Origin of the sequence: Amycolatopsis sp. NPDC059021, assembly GCF_042739895.1 — a bacterium.
Lineage (GTDB): Bacteria > Actinomycetota > Actinomycetes > Mycobacteriales > Pseudonocardiaceae > Amycolatopsis.
This window is the reverse complement of the sequence record NZ_JBHYIQ010000050.1, coordinates 1-16,912: the sequence shown is the minus strand read 5'-3', so window position 1 is coordinate 16,912 and position 16,912 is coordinate 1. Positions and strand designations below refer to the sequence as shown.

Below are 16,912 nucleotides of genomic sequence, written 5' to 3'. Positions count from 1 at the left end.
GGACGTTTAAACGGTTGCGGGGCCGGCCCGCCGACGGTGTCCTATCAGGGGGTGGGGCTGGCGTTTCTCGCCCGGGGGCCCGGGCCCCCCCCCCCGCGCCGGGCCACCGGTCACTCCTTCCCGGATGGGGAAGACGCCGTTGTTACTTACCGGTAGGCTCCGCCGTATGGCTCTGCGGAAGAACATCCTGATCACCGGCGCCAGCTCGGGACTCGGCGAGGGCATGGCGCGCCAGTTCGCGGCGCGGGGACGCAATCTCGCGCTGTGCGCGCGGCGGACCGAGCGGCTCGACGCGCTGGCCGAGGAGCTGACGGGCGCCTTCCCCGGTATCAAGGTCGTGACCCGGCCGCTGGACGTCAACGACCATGATCGGGTGTTCAGTGTGTTCGAGGAGTTCCGTGCGGAGCTGGGCTCGCTCGACCGCGTGATCGTGAACGCGGGAATCGGGAAGGGACAGCCGATCGGCAAGGGCCGGTTCGACGCCAACCGCACGACGCTGGAGACCAACTTCGTCGCCGCGGCCGCCCAGGTCGAGGCCGCGGTGGGGATCTTCCGCGAGCAGCGGGCCGGGCACCTCGCGGTGATCTCGTCCTTCAGCGCGATCCGCGGGTTCCCCGGCAACCTCACGGCGTACGCGGCGTCGAAGGCGGGCATCTCGACGTTCGTCGAGGGCACCCGGATCGAGCTGCGGCGGACACCGATCAAGGTGACCGACATCCAGCCCGGCTTCATCGAGTCGGAGATGACCGCGCGCAACGATGGCGTCCCGCTGGTCGCCCGCGCGGAGGTCGGGGTGCGGGCACTGGTCAAGGCGATCGAGGCGGAAGGCGCGAAGGCGTACGTCCCGAGCTGGCCGTGGACGCCGCTCAGCCTCGTGGTGCGGCTGGCCCCGGAGGCTCTGCTGAAGAAGTTCCTGTGAGCAGCGCCGGAAACGCCACGGTCGAGGTCCGTGCCGAAGACGCCTTCGACGCCGCCGCGGTGCACGCGTGGCTGAGCGAGCGTGTCGACGGGCTCGGTGCGGAACCGCCACGGGTGCGGCAGTTCCCCGGCGGGGCCTCGAATCTGACGTATCTGCTGAGCTATCCCGGTCGCGACCTCATCCTGCGGCGTCCGCCCGCGGGGCACAAAGCCGCGTCCGCGCACGACATGCGCCGCGAGTTCCGGGTGCAGCGCGCGCTCAAGCCGGTGTTCGGTTACGTCCCCGAGGTGCTGGCCTTCGGCGACGACCCGGCCGTGCTCGGCGGCGACTTCTACGTGATGGAGAAGCTCGACGGAATCATCCTGCGCGGCGATCTTCCCGACGGTCTCGAACTGAGCCCGGAACGGGCGCGGGACCTGTCCGGCCGGGTGGTCGACCGGCTCGTCGAGTTGCACGCAGTCGACGTCGACGAGGCCGGGCTTGCCGACCTCGGTAAGGGCGCCGGGTACGTCGAACGGCAGATCCGCGGCTGGTCGGAGCGGTTCGCCCGGTCGCGTACGGACAACGTCCCCGACTTCGCCGCGGTGATGGCCTGGCTGACGGAAAACCAGCCCGGCGAGGTGAAGATCTGCCTCATCCACAACGACTACCGGCTCGACAACCTCGTGCTCGACGGCCCGGACACCCTCGACATCGTCGGCGTGCTGGACTGGGAGATGGCCACACTCGGCGACCCGCTGATGGAACTGGGCAGCACCCTCGCGTACTGGGTGCAGGCCGATGACGACGACACGATGAAGCTGAGCCGTCGCCAGCCGACGCACCTGCCCGGTATGTACACGCGCGAAGAGTTCGTGGCGCACTACGCGGAGCGTACGGGGCTGAAGATCGACGACTGGCGCTTCTACGAGGTGTACGGCCTCTTCCGGCTCGCCGTTGTGCTGCAACAGATCTACCGCCGCTACCACGACGGCCAGACGCACAACCCCGCGTTCAAGGATCTCTGGCAGTTCTCCGGGTATCTGGACTGGCGCTGCCGCGAGATCATCGGGAAGGGAACGGCCTAGTGGGCGCCATCTACCTCGTCCGGCACGGGCAGGCGTCGTTCGGCGCCGAGGACTACGACCGGCTGTCCCCGCTCGGGTTCGAACAGTCCACTGTGGCCGGTGCGGAACTGCTGCGGCGCGGCGTCGAGTTCAGCCAGGCGCGCTCGGGAACGCTGGCCCGGCAACGGGACACCGCCGCCACCGCGCTCAAGGTGCTCGGCTCGGGCATCGCCGTGACGGAGGACGCGCGCTGGAACGAGTACGACCACATCGACATCGCGCGTCATCACGCCGGCGGCGCGCCGCAAGAGGATTCCCGGGCCTACCAGGCGGTGCTGGACGCCGCGCTCACCGCGTGGATCGCAGCGGGCGCGGACGGCCCGTGCGCCGAGACCTGGCCCGCCTTCCTGGACCGCTGCCGGGGCGCGCTCGCCGATCTCGTTGCGTCGCTGGGCAAGGGGGAACACGCGGCGGTGTTCACCTCCGGCGGCGTGATCGCGACGCTGTGCGGGGCGCTCATGGGTACCCCGGAGGCCGGGCTGCTCAAGCTCAACCGGGTCACCGTGAACGCCGGGATCACCAAGCTGGTGTCCGGGCGGGGCGGGGTGACCCTGTTGTCGTTCAACGAACATCCGCATTTCGAGGCGGACGCGGCGAAACTGCTGACCTACCGGTAGTTCCCTTGCGGGGCACCGGTTTCCCAGTCCCAGCCGGTGATCAGGGTGCGCATCAGCCTGGCGGCGCTGGAGAGATGGCTGCCGGCGCCCCAGAACAGCGTGACCGTCCGGCGGCATCCGGGATCGTCGACGGCGATCCAGGCGACCGCGTCGTTCGTGGCGGTGCGCCGGGCGAGGGCGGGGACGAGACCGATGCCGAGCCCCGCGCTGATCAGTTCCGCGATCGCGCTGTGCTCGTCGCCCTCGCAAACGATCTTCGGCGTCAGGCCATGGCCGGCGAAGAGCCGGTCGAGGAGTCCGCGCACCCAGTGTCCCTTGCGGGAGGTCACGAAGGGCTGGCCCGCCAGGTCGTCGATGCTCACCGACGTACGGCCCGCCAGTGGGTGGTCGCGCGGGGTGGCCACCCATACCGCCTCCTCGAACAGCGTGGCCGATTCCAGGCCCTCGGCGCGGATCGGTTGTGAGGCAACGCAGAGGTCGACGTCCTGCGCCCGCAGCAGGCGGCCCATGTCCTCGGCGGGCGTCCAGCGGAGTTCGACCTCGATGGCGGGATGGGCCCGCTTGTACGCCGCGAGCGGACCGGTGAGGGTGAGGAAGGTTTCCGACGCCAGGCGCACGGTGCCGAAGCCCTCGCTGGTGGCTTCGGCCACGGCTCGCCGCCCCGCGTCGAGTTCGCCGAGGGCACGTTCGACATAGCCGAGGAAGAGCTTGCCGGTGTCGTTCAGCCGGAGCCGTCCCGCGCGATCGAACAGCGGGGCGCCGAGTTCGCTTTCCAGCCGGGCGATGGTGCGGCTCACCGAAGGCTGGGCGACCCGGAGTTCGTCGGCCGCGCGGCTGAGGTGTTCCAGCCGCGCCACGACGCGGAACTGGTTGAGCGTGTTCAGGTCCATGACCCATGCCTCCGGCGTCATAACGGCATAGCAATATTGATCTTAGACAGGATAACTCGGCAGTCATAGCTTCGAGGGGTGAAGCAAAACGGGGAAGACGCCTCCGCGGTCAGCGGAGGGGTATTGCGGGCCGTCGTCAGCGCGCATCTGGTGGCGATCATCGGGCAGCCGGTGTTCGCCGGGGTGTACCTCAGCGGGGATTACGACGGCCTGAGCTGGCACGCGACCGGGGCCGACGTCGTCACGTCGATCGGCTATCTGCAGCTGATCGTGGCGGTCGTGGTGTGGGTCCGGCTGCGCCGGGCCTGGCCGTTCCTCACCACGCTGGCGCTGGTGGCGGCCGAGACCGCGCAGTACTTCGCCGGGCTGGCTGGCGCGCTGTGGCTGCACCTGCCGCTGGGCGTGCTGACCATCGCCGCGCTCGTCGTCCAGTTCGTCGCGGTGTGGCGACAGCCCTTCCGGCGGCCGGCGCGGGAGGTGCGGGCCGATGCGTGACCTTCGGATGAGCAGGCGCCGGGTGCTGGAGATCGGCGGGGCACTCGGGCTGCTGGCGGCCACCGGGCTGTCGGGCGCGGCCGCGTTGTCGCGCCGCCCGCCGGTCACCGGCGCCGAACTGCGCAGTGCCGTGCCGCTGCCGCCCGCCTTCAGTGTGCCGTTGCCGATTCCCGCCGTGCTGGCACCGGTCAGCACCTCCGGCGGTGTCGACCGGTACGCCATCACGCAGCGCGAAACGACCGCGGAGATCCTGCCGGGTGTCCGGACTCCATTGTGGACATACGGGGGCACGTTCCCTGGCCCCACAATCGAAGCGCGCCGGGGCAGGCCGATCACCGTGACGCATCGCAACGAACTGCCCGTGCCGACCGTCGTGCACCTGCACGGCGGCCGGACCCCGGCGGACTCCGACGGGTACCCGACCGACCTCGTCCTGCCCGCGGGATGGCCGGACGCCACACACCACGGCCATGGTGGGCACGCCATGGCGGGCATGCACGATCCGCGTGCGGTGCACCGGAAACTGACCCGGGACTACACGTTCCCGATGGATCAGCGGTCGTCGCTGCTCTGGTATCACGACCATCGGATGGATTTCACCGCTCCCGCGATCTGGCGAGGTCTCGCGGGCCTGCACATCGTGCGTGACGACGCCGAGGAAGCGCTCGGCCTGCCCTCGGGGTCACGGGAGCTGCCCCTGATGATCGCGGACCGCGCGTTCGCCGCCGACGGAAGTCTCGACTACCCCGCCCTCGACCCCACATTGCGCGGACAGCCGGGGGTGCGGGAGTCCTACCTCGCCGGAGTGCTCGGCGACGTGATCCTGGTCAACGGCGCTCCGTGGCCCGTACACGAGGTCGACGCCGCCCGGTACCGGCTGCGGATCCTGAACGCCTCGAACGCGCGGCACTACGAACTCGAAGCGGTGCTCGACGACGGCCGCCGGCTCGAGCTCGTCCAGATCGGCGCGGACCAGGGACTGCTCGCGGCGCCGGTGACCCACACGTCGCTGCCGATCGCGCCCGCCGAGCGCTACGACGTGATCGTCGACTTCGCGGGCGTACCGGTCGGCAGCCTCGTCAAGGTCGTGAACCGGCTGGGTTCCGGACGCACCGGGGACGTCATGGCCTTCCGGGTGGCGCGCAAAGCCACCGACGACAGCCGCGTTCCGGCCGTCCTTTCGACCGATCTGCCCTCCTGGAACCGGGCGGACGCGGTCCGGGTGCGCGAGTTCTCCTTCCGCGCCGGGCAGCTGAACGGCGGGCACGGCTGGCTCATCGGCGGGCTGCCGTTCGACCCCGCGCGCTCCGACGTCACCGTCGGCCTCGGCGACGTCGAGGTGTGGCGGTTCGTCGCCGACGTCCACCATCCCGTCCACCTGCACCTGGTCGGCTTCCAGGTGCTCTCGCGCGGCGGCAGGCCGCCGCTCCCGCACGACGCGGGGCTCAAGGACACCGTGTCCCTGCGGCCGGGCGAAGCGGCGGAGATCATCACCCGGTTCGACGGCTATCGCGGCCGCTATCTCTTCCACTGCCACAACGCCGAACACGAGGACATGGGCATGATGGCGAACCTCGAAGTCGTCTGAACCGTTCGCGGGTCAGGGTTTCAGCCGCGTCCCGGTCACCCAGGCGCGGACGAACGCGAGCAGCCACGCCGCGAGCGCACCCGCGACCACCAGCACGAACGCGGGCCCTGGGCGGCCGCTGAGCGTCCACCACACGGCCGGGAGCACGAGCAGCAGCGCGGCGGAGAGCAGCGTGAGCAGCACCGCCCACGTGCGGTGGATCGCGAGGCGCCGGTCCGCCTTCGCCCGTCGGAGAACCTCCACAAGAGGTGGGTCGCGGTGCGGGCCCGGAGTGCAACGGTCCCGGTGCGGTGTAATGCTTTCGTGGCCCGCTCGTGCGTGCGGACGCGATCGGGTGACCGCTGGCGGCAGGAGGTACGCATGCGATTCGGTGAGGTGACGCTGATCCCGGTCAACGGGTTCGGCACCGAGGACGTGGTGGTCGACGCCGAGGGCCGGATCTACACCGGGGTCGTGGACGGCCGGATCCTGCGGGTCGCGCCGGACGGCAGGCGCATCGACGTGCTCGCCGACACCGGCGGACGGCCGCTCGGGATCGAGTTCTTCGGCGAGGACGAGCTGCTGATCTGCGACGCGCACGCGGGCCTGCTGACCGTGCCGCTCGGCGGCGGGGACGTCACCACGCTCGCGACGTCGGCGGTGGGGCTGGACTTCGTCTTCTGCAACAACGCCGCCGTCGCCGCGGACGGCACGGTGTACTTCACCGACTCCTCGCGGCGCTTCGGCATCGAGCGCTGGCGGGACGACCTCATCGAGCAGACCGGCGGCGGGCGCCTGCTGCGGCGGACCCCGGACGGGAAGATCGACCAGCTCGCCGACGGCTTCCAGTTCGCGAACGGCGTCGCGCTGCCCCCGGACGAGTCGTTCGTCGCGGTCGCCGAGACCGGCGCGTTCCGGGTCAGCAGAGTGTGGCTGCACGGCTCCCGCGCGGGCAAGGTGGACACGCTGATCGACGACCTCCCCGGCTTCCCGGACAACATCTCCACCGGCAGCGACGGGCTGATCTGGGTGACCCAGGCCAGTCCCCGCGTCGCGGCGCTCGACGTCGTCCGCAGGCTCCCCGCCCCGCTGCGCGCGCTCGTGCGTGCCCTGCCCGACGGCGTCCAGCCGCAGCCGGGGCGCGAGGTGGGTGTCATCGGTGTCGCCGCGGACGGTCTGGTGGAGCGCGAGTTCCGCGGCGAGATCGCGGACTTCCACATGCTCACCGGTGTGCGGGAGCGCGACGGCAGGCTGTACTTCGGCAGCCTCGCCGATCCGGCGATCGCGGTCACCAGCCGCTGAGCGCGGCGGCAGTGTGTGTCCTGAACGCGTCGTTGGCGACGGTGAACGTCCCGAACGCGTCGTTCACGACACCGGCACGGCGTGACCGGGCGCGAGGCCCCTGTGTCGCGAACGCTCCGTTCGCGACGTTGATCGTCCCGTACGGAGCGTGCGCGACAGGCGAAGCCGCCGCTAACGACCCGTCCACTGTGGACTACGCCCGGCCGACCATGCGGCGTAGAACTCGTGGTGGTCCTTGCTGGTCATGAGCAGTGCCTGGGTGATCGCCTCCAGCTCGATGGAACTGCCGAGGTCCATGTCCAGCTCCCGGGTCAGCAGGACCTTCGTGGTGGCGTAGGCGAGTGCCGGTCCGTCGGCCAGCCGCCGTGCGAGCGCCATGGCGGCGGCCGGGAGTTCCTCATCGTCCACCACCGACGATGCGAGGCCGATCGACTCGGCACGGGCGGCGTCGACCTTGTCGCCGAGCATCAGCAGTTCCGTGGCCCGGCCGAGGCCGACCAGCCGGGGCAGCAGATACGCCGAGCCCATGTCGGCCCCGGCGAGGCCGACCTTGGTGAACAGGAACGCGAATTTCGCCGACCGGGCCAGCAGCCGGAAGTCGCTGGCCAGCGCGAGCACCGAACCGGCGCCGGCCGCGACACCGTTGACGGCGGCGATGATCGGCAGCGGGCATTCCCGCATCGCCTTCACCACGGCCCCGGTCATCCGGGTGAACTCCAGCAGTTCGGCGGTCTCCATCTTCTGCAGCTCGCCGATGATCTCTTCGACGTCGCCGCCGGAACAGAACCCGCGCCCGCGCCCGGTGAGCACGAGCACCTTCACGTCGCCGCGATGCGGCAGCTCGGCGAGCAGGTCCCGCAGATCGGCGTAGCTGTCGAAGGTCAGCGCGTTGAGCTTGTCCGGACGGTCCAAAACGACCGTCGCAACACCACGGTCCACAGTGAACTCGAAATGTTCCCACTCCGCGGTGATCGGGGGAGTGGCGCGGAACGGGCTCATGACTGGATTCCTCCACCGTCGAGTACGAGCGTCTGGCCGTTGATCGCGGCCGCTTCGGGCGCCGCGAAGAAGGTCACCGCGTAGGCGACCTCGTCGGGTTCGAGCAGTCTGCCCAGCGCGGACGCGGCGGCGAGCGCGGCTTCGGCGGCGGCCTCGTCCCGCCCGGTGCGTTCCCGGATCCTGGCCACCGACGTGGCCGTCATGCCGGTCCGCACGAACGCGGGGCACACCGCGTTGGCGGTGACCCCGGTGCCCGCCACCTCCGCGGCGACCGCGCGCATCAGGCCGACCGCAGCGTGTTTCGACGCGGTGTACCCGGCGGTGTAGCGATAGCCGACGTGGCCGGCGGTCGAGGCGACGGTGACGATCCGGCCGTGATCGCGTTCCCGCATGCCGGGCAGGACGGCGCGGGTGCACAGGAACGCCCCGGTCGCGTTGACCTCGAACTGCGTCCGCCAGTCTTCGACACTCGTGGCGTGCACGGGCGCGCTCGTCGACACGCCCGCATTGTTGATCAGTACGTCGATCGGGCCCGCTTCGGCGAAGAACGCCTTGACCGCTGCTTCGTCGGTGACGTCGCATTCGGTACGTCCAGGCGCGAGGACGGTGTCGCCCGCGGCGCGGAAACGGTCGGCGATCGCGGCGCCGATACCGCGCGTGCCACCGGTGACGACGACGCGGCGGTTCACGAGCCCGCCATCGCGCGCAGCGCCCGCCGGTCGAGTTTTCCGTTGGCGGTACGGGGGAGTTCGGTCACGAACACGACCTCTCGCGGGTACTTGTGCTTGGCGAGGTGGGCGCGCGCGAAGTCCTTGAGCGCCTGCGGTTCGACCGTCGCCCCCGGCCGGAGGACGACGCAGGCGCGCGGGAGTACGAGTCCGTCCACTGTGGTCCCGAGGACAGCGCAGTCCGCGACGTCCGGATGCCCGAGCAGGCAGTCCTCGATCTCGCCAGGGGCCACGAAAACGCCGCCGACCTTGAGCAGATCGTCGGCGCGACCGTGGTGATGGTAGAAGCCGCCGGTGTCGCGGCTGAACAGGTCGCCGGAGGTCAGGGTGTCGCCGTCGAAGGTCTTCGCGGACTTCTCGGCGTCGCCGTAGTACTCCAGCGCGATCGTCGGACCAGTGATCCGCAGTGGCCCGATTTCCCCGTCCGGCAAGGGATTCCCGGTCTCGTCGACGACCTGGGCGGTGTAGCCGGGGACCTCCCGGCCGAGGCTGCCGTACCGCGCCTCACCCGGCCGGTTGGACAAGTAGATGTGGTAGGCCTCCGACGAGCCGATGCCGTCCACGACCGGGACGCCGAAGGCCGCGTCCCATTTGCGATGCAGTTCCGGCGGCAGCGCCTCGCCCGCCGACGTCGTCAGGCGCAGGCAGCTCAGGTCCTGTTCGGACGCCGCCGGATGGGCGATCATGGCGCTCATCATCGTCGGCACGTTGACCAGTACGGTCGGCCGGTGCCGCGCGATCAGCTCGAAGATCAGGTCCGCCGTCGTCCGCTGGGGGAACACGATCCCGGTGGCGCCGACGCCGAAGGGGAACAACGCGACGAGGTCGCGTGCGTATCCGAAGAAAAGCTTGGGCACGGCGAGAATCCGGTCGTCTTCTCGTAAGCCGAGGACACCGAGCGCGTAGCGTTCGAAGCTTTCCACTGGGCTGCGCAGCGGATGCACGCAGGCCTTGGGTGAACCGGTGCTACCCGTGGTGAACTTCCAGATCCCGACATCGTCCACTGTGGTCGGTGCGGGCGCCAGCTCGTCGGACGCCTCGGCCGCGAGTGTCCGCAATGGACGTTCGCCAGGGAGTAGCTCTTCCGGCGGGACGTCGGTGACCAGCAGATTCCGCGCCCCCGCTTCGCGCAGTGCGGGCAGCGTGACCGCGTCCGCGATCACCACGACGGCTTCGGTGTAGCGCAGGTAGTAGGCGTAATCCTTGGGCTGCAGGAACGGATAGACCTCGGCGGTGACCGCGCCGATCTTCTGCGCGGCGTACCACGTCGCGACGAACTCTTCGCCGTCGCTCAGCGCGAGCAGCACCCTTTGTCCACTTCGGACACCCGCGTCGCGCAGCACATGGCCGATCCGGTTGACGAGCTTCGCCAGCTCGGCGTAGCTGACGGTCTTCTCACCACACAGCAACGCCGTCCGCGCGCCGCGACCCTCCTCGACGTGACGGTCGACGAAGTACGTGGCGAGGTTGACCGGCTTGCTCATCGGGTCCCCAGTTCGTGGATGGCTTCCACCAGCAGGTCGGTCAGCACGCCGAAGGTGGCCTCGCCTTCCTCGGCGGTCGCTTCGGCGGGCGAACCGCAGTACGCGTCGGTCATCCCCAATTCCTTGAAGCCGGCGTTCGGCGAGGCCGCCGCCAGCGTGACCGGCACACGCGGCAACGTCCGCATCAGCGGTTCGTCGACGAGCTCGGGCCGGTCGGCCAGCACCAGCGAGGTCTCGTAACGTCCGGCATGGCACTCGCCGCTGCGAAACTCTTCGGTGAGCCGCTGCGCGTTCCGGCGGCGCACCAGGTCGAGATGGGCGACGCGGCCGCCGTGCTCGGTGTTCAGCGTCTCGGCCGCGCGGCGCAGCGTCGTCAGATGCGCGGGCTCGAAGTGGTTGTTCACCAGCAGGATCCGTGGCAGGCCCTGGCCGATCAGCGCCGCCCCGACGTCGACGAGCAACGCGTGCAAGGTCTCTTCGCCGATGTGGATGCCTCCGGCGAACCCGGCGGCGAACCGCGTCACCCCGTACGGGAGCGCAGGAAGGACGAGCACGCGCACGTCGGGATCCGCGGCGAGGCGGTCCGCCGCACGGGCGCACATTCCGTGCGAGATCAGCGGATCCGTGCCGATCGGCGCGTGCGGGCCGTGCGGCTCGATCGCGCCGAGGGGGAGCAACAGCACCGGCGTACGCGTACCGGCGGACAGCTCGGCCACCTGCCGGGACGTGAGATCCGCGAAGAACGTCACGGGATTCAACCTACACCGCAGCGGCCTGGGGTGTATAGAGTTGGGAGCGTGGCCGTCGACGGATTCGAGCCGAGCCCCCAGGAGCTGGTCATCACGCTGCTGGGCAGCTACGTGCACCCGCGCGAGACCCGGCGGATCTGGTCCGGCGGGCTCGTCGCGCTGCTCGCGGAGCTGGGTTTCTCCGACGGCGCCGCGCGCATCGCGCTGGCCAGGCTCGCCCGCCGCGACCTCCTGCAAAGGCATCGCGCCGGGCGGCACGTGCACTACTCGCTGACCGCCCGCACCGTCGCGCTCCTCGCCGACGGCGACCGGCGGATCTTCTCCCTCGGCCGCCGGGAGATCCCGGCCGGGACCTGGACCGTGCTGTGGCAGAACATCCCGGAAATCCGGCGGCAGGCCAGGGAACGGCTGGTCCGGCGGCTGCGGTTCCTCGGCTTCGGCCCGTACACCGACGGCACCTGGATCGCCCCGCACGACCGCGAGGCCGAGGTGCTCGCGTTGCTGGCGGATCTCGACGTCACCGAGTACGCCGGGCTCTTTCTCGGACGGCCGTCGGGGGGCCTGGACGTCCGCCGTTTCGCCGGACGTGCCTGGGATCTCGACGAACTGTCGGCTCGCTACGACGCCTTCGTCGACGAGTTCGGCGGGCACAAACCCGGCGAGCTGGACGACCCCGGTGCGTTCGGGGTGCGGACCCGGCTGGTGCACACGTTCCGCGCGTTCCCCGCGCTCGACCCGGAACTGCCGGCGGACCTGGTGCCCGCGCCGCGGCGCCGGGCGGCCGCGGTCGAGTTGTTCCACGATCTGTACACGGCGCTGGCCCCGGCGGCCCAGCGCCACTTCGACAAGGCGGTTCAGTTATGACCGATACCGAGCAGGCGCTGAGTTACACGTCCTACCTGGCGCTGGACGATCTCCTGGACGCGCAGCGGCCCCGGTCGGACGAGCACGACGAGCTGCTGTTCATCGTGATCCACCAGGTGTACGAGCTGTGGTTCAAGCAGCTCCTGCACGAGGCGCGCTACCTGCAGGAGAACCTCGAAGCGGGCCGGACGGCGCACGCGATCCGCACGCTGCGGCGGATCCTCACCGTGCTCAAGGTGGTCGTCGAGCAGATCGACGTCCTGGAGACGATGACGCCGAGCCAGTTCAGCAGCTTCCGCGCCCGGCTGGACGCCTCCAGCGGCTTCCAGTCGGGGCAGTTCCGGGAGCTGGAAGCGGTTCTCGGCAGGCGGGACGAAAGTGTCCTAACCCACTACCCGGAGGGCTCTGAGCAGCGGAAGCGCATCGCCGACGCGCTGAGCAGGCCCTCGCTGTTCGATTCCTTCCTCACCTATCTGGCGGAAAGCGGTTACTCGATTCCCCGCCGCGCCGACGTCACCCGACCGGTGGAGCCCTCGCCCGAGCTGCAGGCGGTACTGCTGAAGGTGTACCGCGACGACAGCGGTCAATCAGTGGTCGCCGAGCACATGGTGGACCTGGACGAAGGGATGCAGGAGTGGCGCTATCGTCACGTGAAGATGGTCGAACGCACCATCGGAGACAAGACCGGGACTGGTGGGTCCTCTGGCGCGACCTACCTGCGGACTACCTTGTTCCGTCCGATGTTCCCGGATCTCTGGGCAGTCCGGAGCCAGCTGTGAGCACTCTCGACGACATCCGCACCAGCCCCAACGCACTGGCCGGGTACTACCGCCGCTTCGCGGTGGCCGACCGGCTCCTGTTGACCGGACATTCCCATCAGGCCTGGCCGGACGTCGCCGAGGAGGGGTTGCTCGAAGCCTTCGCCGACGCCGCCCGCGACGTCGACGCCAAGTGGGACCGCGCGTTCGCGAAGGCCGACGAACTGCGCGCGGGATTCCGCGTCCTGCTCGGCGACCGGCGCGGCGAGTTCGCGCTCGGGACCAGCACCCACGACCTCGTGCTCCGCTTCCTCTCCGCGGTGGATCTGCCCCGGCGACCCCGGCTGGTGACCACCGACGGCGAGTTCCACACCCTGCGCCGCCAGCTCGCCCGGCTGGAGGAGGAGGGCGTCGAGGTCGTCCGGGTCCCGGTCGAGCCGGTCGCCACGCTCGCCGAGCGCGTCGCCGACCAGGTCGACGGCGGAACCGCCGCGGTGCTGATCTCGGCCGTGCTGTTCGAGACCTCCCGGCTCGTGCCGGGGCTCGCGCACCTCGCCGACGTGTGCCGTGGCCGCTCGGTCGAACTCGTCGTCGACGCCTACCACGCGCTCGGCGTCGTCCCGTTCTCGCTGCACGACCTCGGACTGACCAACGCCTGGGTGCTCGGTGGCGGCTACAAGTACCTCCAGCTCGGCGAGGGCAACTGTTTCCTGCGGCTGCCCGCGCACGCGCAGGAACTGCGGCCGGTGATCACCGGGTGGTACGCCGAGTTCGGCGCGCTGGCCGACGAGCGGCGGCCCGGCGCGGTCGCCTACGCACCGGGCAGCGACCGCTTCGCCGGGGCGACCTACGACCCGACCAGTCACTACCGGGCCGTGCGGGTGCAGCGGTTCTTCACCGAGCAGGGGCTGACCCCGCAGTTCCTGCGCGAGGTGTCGCAGCACCAGGTCGGCCTGCTCGCGCGTCACTTCGACGAACTGGACCTGCCCTCCGACGTCGTCACCCGCGACCGCGAGACCCCGCTGGGCATGATCGGCGGCTTCCTCTCCCTGCGGTGCCGCGACGCCGCCGGCCTCCAGCTCGCGCTCGCCGAACGCGGGGTGCGCACCGACGCGCGCGGCCCGTACCTGCGCTTCGGCCCCGCGCCGTATCTGTCCGACCTGCAGCTCGAAACGGCGATGGCGACGCTGGGCGAGGTCGTCCGCGGACGGTGACTCCCGGGCTGCGGGGCGTGTGCGGCCATCCGGACACGTTTCGCGCCCGGAACCTGGGACCGGCCTTGGCCGGTGATCAGCCTGGGCCTTAGGTTGGCGGGGTGAGGCACCGGCCGAGGGGCGATCCCCATCGGCCGGTGCTCCGGACCACCCACCAGGTGCGCAGCGGCCACAGCCGTGCGCGGGTCGACGAAGGAGTCACCACCGTGACCGAAGGAGTGTTCGGCCGGAACACCGGCCATGAGCAAGTCGTGTTCTGCCACGACCAGGCCAGCGGCCTGAAGGCCATCATCGGTATCTACTCGACCGCACTGGGCCCCGCGCTCGGCGGCACCCGCTTCTATCCCTACGAGTCCGAGGACGCCGCGCTCGCCGACGTCCTCGCGCTGTCGAAGGGGATGGCCTACAAGAACGCGCTGGCCGGGCTCGACCTCGGCGGCGGGAAGGCCGTGATCATCGGCGACCCCGCGACGCAGAAATCCGAGTCACTCCTTCGGGCCTACGGGCGTTTCGTGCAGTCGCTCGGCGGCCGCTACATCACCGCCTGCGACGTCGGCACCTATGTGCGGGACATGGACGTCGTGGCCCGCGAATCGCGGTTCGTCACCGGCCGCTCGCCCGAGGACGGCGGCGCCGGCGACTCGTCCGTCCTCACTGCTTTCGGGGTGTACCAGGGCATGCGTGCCTCCGCCGAGCACGTCTGGGGTGTGCCGGAGCTGACCGGGCGCCGCGTCGGTGTCGCGGGCGTCGGCAAGGTGGGGCACATCCTCGTCGGGCATCTGGTCGAGGCGGGTGCGCACGTGGTGGTCTCCGACGTTTCGCCTGCCGCGCTGGACCGGGTCCGCGCGGCGTATCCCGGCGTCGAGGTAGTGTCCGATGTGGACACTCTGATCCGGTCCGAAGTGGACGTTTTCGCGCCGTGCGCGCTGGGCGGGGTGCTGAACGACGACACGGTGGCCGCGCTGCGGGCGCGGATCGTGTGCGGTGCGGCGAACAACCAGCTTGCGCACCCCGGGGTGGACAAGATGCTCGACGACCGCGGCATCCTGTTCGCCCCGGACTACCTCGTCAACGCCGGCGGCGTGATCCAGGTCGACGACGAGCGGCACGGGTTCGACTTCGCGCGGGCCAAGCGCAAGACGACGGCGATCTTCGACACCACGAAGGCCGTGTACGCGCTCGCGAAGTCCGAAGGCGTGCCGCCCGCCACCGCCGCGGACCGTCTCGCCGAACGGCGCATGGCCGACGTCGGCCGCCTGCGGGGAATCCTGCTCTGACGCGGGAAAGGCCCCTTCCCCGGCGGGGGAGGGGCCTTTCCCGGAGGCGGCGAGGTCCTATCCGCTCTTGCGGCGGAACTGGCGCTTGTTCGCGGCGGGGCCGTGCGCGTGCTGGTTCTTCGGGCCACCGTTCTCGTGGGAAGAACCCGATCGCGCGTGGGCCTGCTTGCGCTCGAGCGCCTCGCGGAACTTGCGCTTGACGTCGTCCTCCTCGCCGCTCTGCCGCGACGGTTCCGGTTCAGCCATGCTTACCTCCGAGGTTACGACGTGTGACGGCTCCAGCCTGTCAGGTGCGTGCCGCGTTGGCGAGCGGATTTGGCCCCGGCGTCGGGAGAATCACCGATCCGGTGCGGGCATCTGGACTGGACCGCCGAAGCGGATCCGGTCGCGGACCAGGGGACGGCCGCAGTGGTCGCACAACAGGGTCGGCAGCAGCCGGTTCCCGCATTCGTCGTGGTAGAGCGTGAGGTCCGCGTCCTGGCCCGGTACCTCGAAGCCGCGCGCCCACTCCACGATGAAGGCGAGCGCAGGGAAGAACGCCAGTCCCTTCGAGGTGAGCCGGTAGGCCCTGGCGTCGGCGCGGGTCGCGGCCGTTTCGGTCCGCAGGACGCCGACTTCGACGAGCCTGCTGAGCCGCCCCGACAGCACACTCGGGCCGATGCCGAGTTCGCGTTCGAACTCCGAGAAGTGCCGCGCGCCGAGCATCGCCGAGGACACCAGCCCGGTGGACCACCGGTCGCCGAGCAGTTCCATGGTGTCCGGGAAGAACATCACCGGGTCGTGCGCGAGCGGTTCGGCGTCCTTGCGGCGGAAGCGTTTCGACGCCGTCGCCACGCCGATCCCGGTCGCGTCGAGCCGTTTCGCGCTGATGTCGCGCGCGTCGACCCGGCAGCCACAGGTACCGCAGCCCAGCGGTGCCGAGGTGGTCAGCCCGCAGTCGAGGTGGATCAGCGTCGGCAGGACCTCCCGGCGGCCGGGGATCCATTCGCGCTCCCACGCCCAGATCGAGATGAACAGCGGCCACAGTTCGAGGCCGCGTTCGGTGAGCCGGTACTCGTGGCGGGTGCGGTTGGTGTCACGGTACGGGGTCCGGAGCAGGACCCCGTTCTCCACCAGGGCACCCAGCCGCCCGGACAGCGCGGTCGGGGAGATGCCCAGCCGCAGCCGAAGCTGCTCGTACCGCCGGAAGCGCAGGAAGACGCCTTGCAGGATGAGCAGCGTCCACTGGTCGCCGAGCAGCTCGAGTGCTCGGCGGACCGACTCTCCTGCCGGTCGGACACGGTGTGCGGTCGCTTCGGTCACCGGGGACCCCTCTTTCCGTCGTGGACCCAGCTTAGCTGACTACACCTAGAGAAGCCTATTGACAGCTGGGTACACAAATCATAGTCTCGTCCCCGTCAGCCCGCACCGCAGGGGAGAGCCCGATGGTCAGCACTTCCGCACAGCCGCCGACGGCGGCAAGGACGGCACCGGACGCTCACGGAGCCGAACAGGCCAAACCGTGCCTGCGCGTCGCATACGCGCTGGGTGGCACCGAGATCGGCAACGCGGCCCGAGGGGCCGCCGAAGACTGCCCCGCCTGGCCGCTTCCGGCCTGGCCAGGGGGATCAGCCCGCTACGGAAACGGTAGCCAGGTCGGAAGGACAGGCCTGTGGCCTGCGGGTTTCGCGGTCGCGGAAAGCGCGGCCGGGATTCCCGGATAAGAAGCACCTCCTCCGGCACGCACCCGGCAGGACCGGGAGCGGGGCGGGAGGAGGCCGGCGGAGGCCGAAGCAACGCATGGAAGGGCACACGTCGCTCCGCGGCGTGTGGGGGCCGTGCTGTGCTCTCCGCCGGAACCCCGGGGGGGGGGGGGGGGCGCGCCCCCCGCGCGGGGGGGGGGGGGCGCGGGGGGGGGCGGCAAAACCACAAACCACCCCCACCAAAACACACACCGAGCGGGC

General features: G+C 70.5%; 18 protein-coding genes. 10 read left to right on the top strand and 8 right to left on the bottom strand.

Annotated features, from left to right (window positions below; translation table 11 throughout):
• Window positions 1–166: 166 nt before the first annotated feature.
• Genes ACFWX1_RS26980 through ACFWX1_RS26970 form a run of 3 tightly spaced genes read left to right on the top strand, consistent with a single transcriptional unit; the run spans window position 167 to window position 2,642 of the window.
• Window positions 167–919, top strand: a complete 753-nt coding sequence (locus tag ACFWX1_RS26980) for an SDR family oxidoreductase (protein WP_378341594.1) — start codon at window positions 167–169, stop codon at window positions 917–919.
• On the top strand, window positions 916–1,986 hold the full coding sequence (locus ACFWX1_RS26975; RefSeq protein WP_378391857.1) for a phosphotransferase family protein: 1,071 nt from the start codon (window positions 916–918) through the stop codon (window positions 1,984–1,986). Before ACFWX1_RS26980 ends, ACFWX1_RS26975 begins: the two co-directional genes overlap by 4 nt.
• Window positions 1,986–2,642 carry a histidine phosphatase family protein gene (locus tag ACFWX1_RS26970; protein ID WP_378391855.1) on the top strand — a complete coding sequence of 219 codons (657 nt, stop codon included), beginning with the start codon at window positions 1,986–1,988 and terminating at the stop codon, window positions 2,640–2,642. The genes ACFWX1_RS26975 and ACFWX1_RS26970 overlap by 1 nt, the downstream gene beginning before the upstream one ends.
• On the opposite strand, the gene ACFWX1_RS26965 is transcribed toward ACFWX1_RS26970, so the two are convergent.
• The gene (locus tag ACFWX1_RS26965) at window positions 2,633–3,532 is read right to left on the bottom strand and encodes a LysR substrate-binding domain-containing protein (RefSeq protein ID WP_378391853.1); all 900 of its coding nucleotides are present in this window, start codon (window positions 3,530–3,532) and stop codon (window positions 2,633–2,635) included. The genes ACFWX1_RS26970 and ACFWX1_RS26965 overlap by 10 nt on opposite strands.
• A 78-nt stretch (window positions 3,533–3,610) precedes the next feature.
• On the opposite strand from ACFWX1_RS26965, the gene ACFWX1_RS26960 reads away from it, so the two are divergent.
• Window positions 3,611–4,027 carry a hypothetical protein gene (locus ACFWX1_RS26960; RefSeq protein WP_378391851.1) on the top strand — a complete coding sequence of 139 codons (417 nt, stop codon included), beginning with the start codon at window positions 3,611–3,613 and terminating at the stop codon, window positions 4,025–4,027.
• Complete coding sequence (locus ACFWX1_RS26955) at window positions 4,020–5,615, top strand: multicopper oxidase family protein (RefSeq protein WP_378391849.1); 1,596 nt, start codon at window positions 4,020–4,022, stop codon at window positions 5,613–5,615. The genes ACFWX1_RS26960 and ACFWX1_RS26955 overlap by 8 nt, the downstream gene beginning before the upstream one ends.
• 12 nt (window positions 5,616–5,627) lie before the next feature.
• Here ACFWX1_RS26955 and ACFWX1_RS26950 read toward each other — a convergent pair whose 3' ends face one another.
• A complete protein-coding gene (locus ACFWX1_RS26950) occupies window positions 5,628–5,858 on the bottom strand; it encodes a hypothetical protein (RefSeq protein ID WP_378391847.1) in 231 nt (76 codons plus the stop codon).
• Window positions 5,859–5,975: 117 nt separating this feature from the next.
• Between ACFWX1_RS26950 and ACFWX1_RS26945 the strand changes: the two genes are divergently transcribed.
• Entirely contained in the window at window positions 5,976–6,896 is a 921-nt protein-coding gene (locus ACFWX1_RS26945; protein ID WP_378391845.1) for an SMP-30/gluconolactonase/LRE family protein, read from the top strand.
• 171 nt (window positions 6,897–7,067) lie between these two features.
• Here ACFWX1_RS26945 and ACFWX1_RS26940 read toward each other — a convergent pair whose 3' ends face one another.
• From ACFWX1_RS26940 to ACFWX1_RS26925, 4 genes are read right to left on the bottom strand one after another with little or no spacing between them, the layout of a single operon-like run.
• Window positions 7,068–7,895, bottom strand: coding sequence for an enoyl-CoA hydratase family protein (locus tag ACFWX1_RS26940; protein ID WP_378391843.1), 828 nt, complete (start codon window positions 7,893–7,895; stop codon window positions 7,068–7,070).
• A complete protein-coding gene (locus tag ACFWX1_RS26935; RefSeq protein WP_378391841.1) occupies window positions 7,892–8,584 on the bottom strand; it encodes an SDR family NAD(P)-dependent oxidoreductase in 693 nt (230 codons plus the stop codon). The genes ACFWX1_RS26940 and ACFWX1_RS26935 overlap by 4 nt, the downstream gene beginning before the upstream one ends.
• On the bottom strand, window positions 8,581–10,107 hold the full coding sequence (locus tag ACFWX1_RS26930) for a benzoate-CoA ligase family protein (protein WP_378391839.1): 1,527 nt from the start codon (window positions 10,105–10,107) through the stop codon (window positions 8,581–8,583). Before ACFWX1_RS26930 ends, ACFWX1_RS26935 begins: the two co-directional genes overlap by 4 nt.
• Window positions 10,104–10,856 carry a creatininase family protein gene (locus ACFWX1_RS26925; protein ID WP_378391837.1) on the bottom strand — a complete coding sequence of 251 codons (753 nt, stop codon included), beginning with the start codon at window positions 10,854–10,856 and terminating at the stop codon, window positions 10,104–10,106. The genes ACFWX1_RS26930 and ACFWX1_RS26925 overlap by 4 nt, the downstream gene beginning before the upstream one ends.
• 48 nt (window positions 10,857–10,904) lie before the next feature.
• Here ACFWX1_RS26925 and ACFWX1_RS26920 point away from each other — a divergent pair, with 48 nt between their 5' ends.
• From ACFWX1_RS26920 to ACFWX1_RS26905, 4 genes are all read left to right on the top strand, one after another.
• Complete coding sequence (locus ACFWX1_RS26920; RefSeq protein WP_378391835.1) at window positions 10,905–11,720, top strand: PaaX family transcriptional regulator C-terminal domain-containing protein; 816 nt, start codon at window positions 10,905–10,907, stop codon at window positions 11,718–11,720.
• Window positions 11,717–12,499 (top strand): tryptophan 2,3-dioxygenase, encoded by a 783-nt coding sequence (locus ACFWX1_RS26915; RefSeq protein WP_378391833.1) that lies wholly within the window; start codon window positions 11,717–11,719, stop codon window positions 12,497–12,499. Before ACFWX1_RS26920 ends, ACFWX1_RS26915 begins: the two co-directional genes overlap by 4 nt.
• Complete coding sequence (locus ACFWX1_RS26910) at window positions 12,496–13,692, top strand: kynureninase (RefSeq protein WP_378391831.1); 1,197 nt, start codon at window positions 12,496–12,498, stop codon at window positions 13,690–13,692. The genes ACFWX1_RS26915 and ACFWX1_RS26910 overlap by 4 nt, the downstream gene beginning before the upstream one ends.
• A 206-nt stretch (window positions 13,693–13,898) precedes the next feature.
• Window positions 13,899–14,969, top strand: coding sequence for a Glu/Leu/Phe/Val dehydrogenase dimerization domain-containing protein (locus ACFWX1_RS26905; protein ID WP_378391829.1), 1,071 nt, complete (start codon window positions 13,899–13,901; stop codon window positions 14,967–14,969).
• 57 nt (window positions 14,970–15,026) lie between these two features.
• Here the strand turns inward: ACFWX1_RS26905 and ACFWX1_RS26900 are convergent, their stop codons facing one another.
• A complete protein-coding gene (locus ACFWX1_RS26900; RefSeq protein WP_378331460.1) occupies window positions 15,027–15,215 on the bottom strand; it encodes a DUF5302 domain-containing protein in 189 nt (62 codons plus the stop codon).
• Window positions 15,216–15,305: 90 nt separating this feature from the next.
• Window positions 15,306–16,271 (bottom strand): winged helix-turn-helix transcriptional regulator, encoded by a 966-nt coding sequence (locus ACFWX1_RS26895; RefSeq protein WP_378391827.1) that lies wholly within the window; start codon window positions 16,269–16,271, stop codon window positions 15,306–15,308.
• Window positions 16,272–16,912 lie beyond the last annotated feature (641 nt).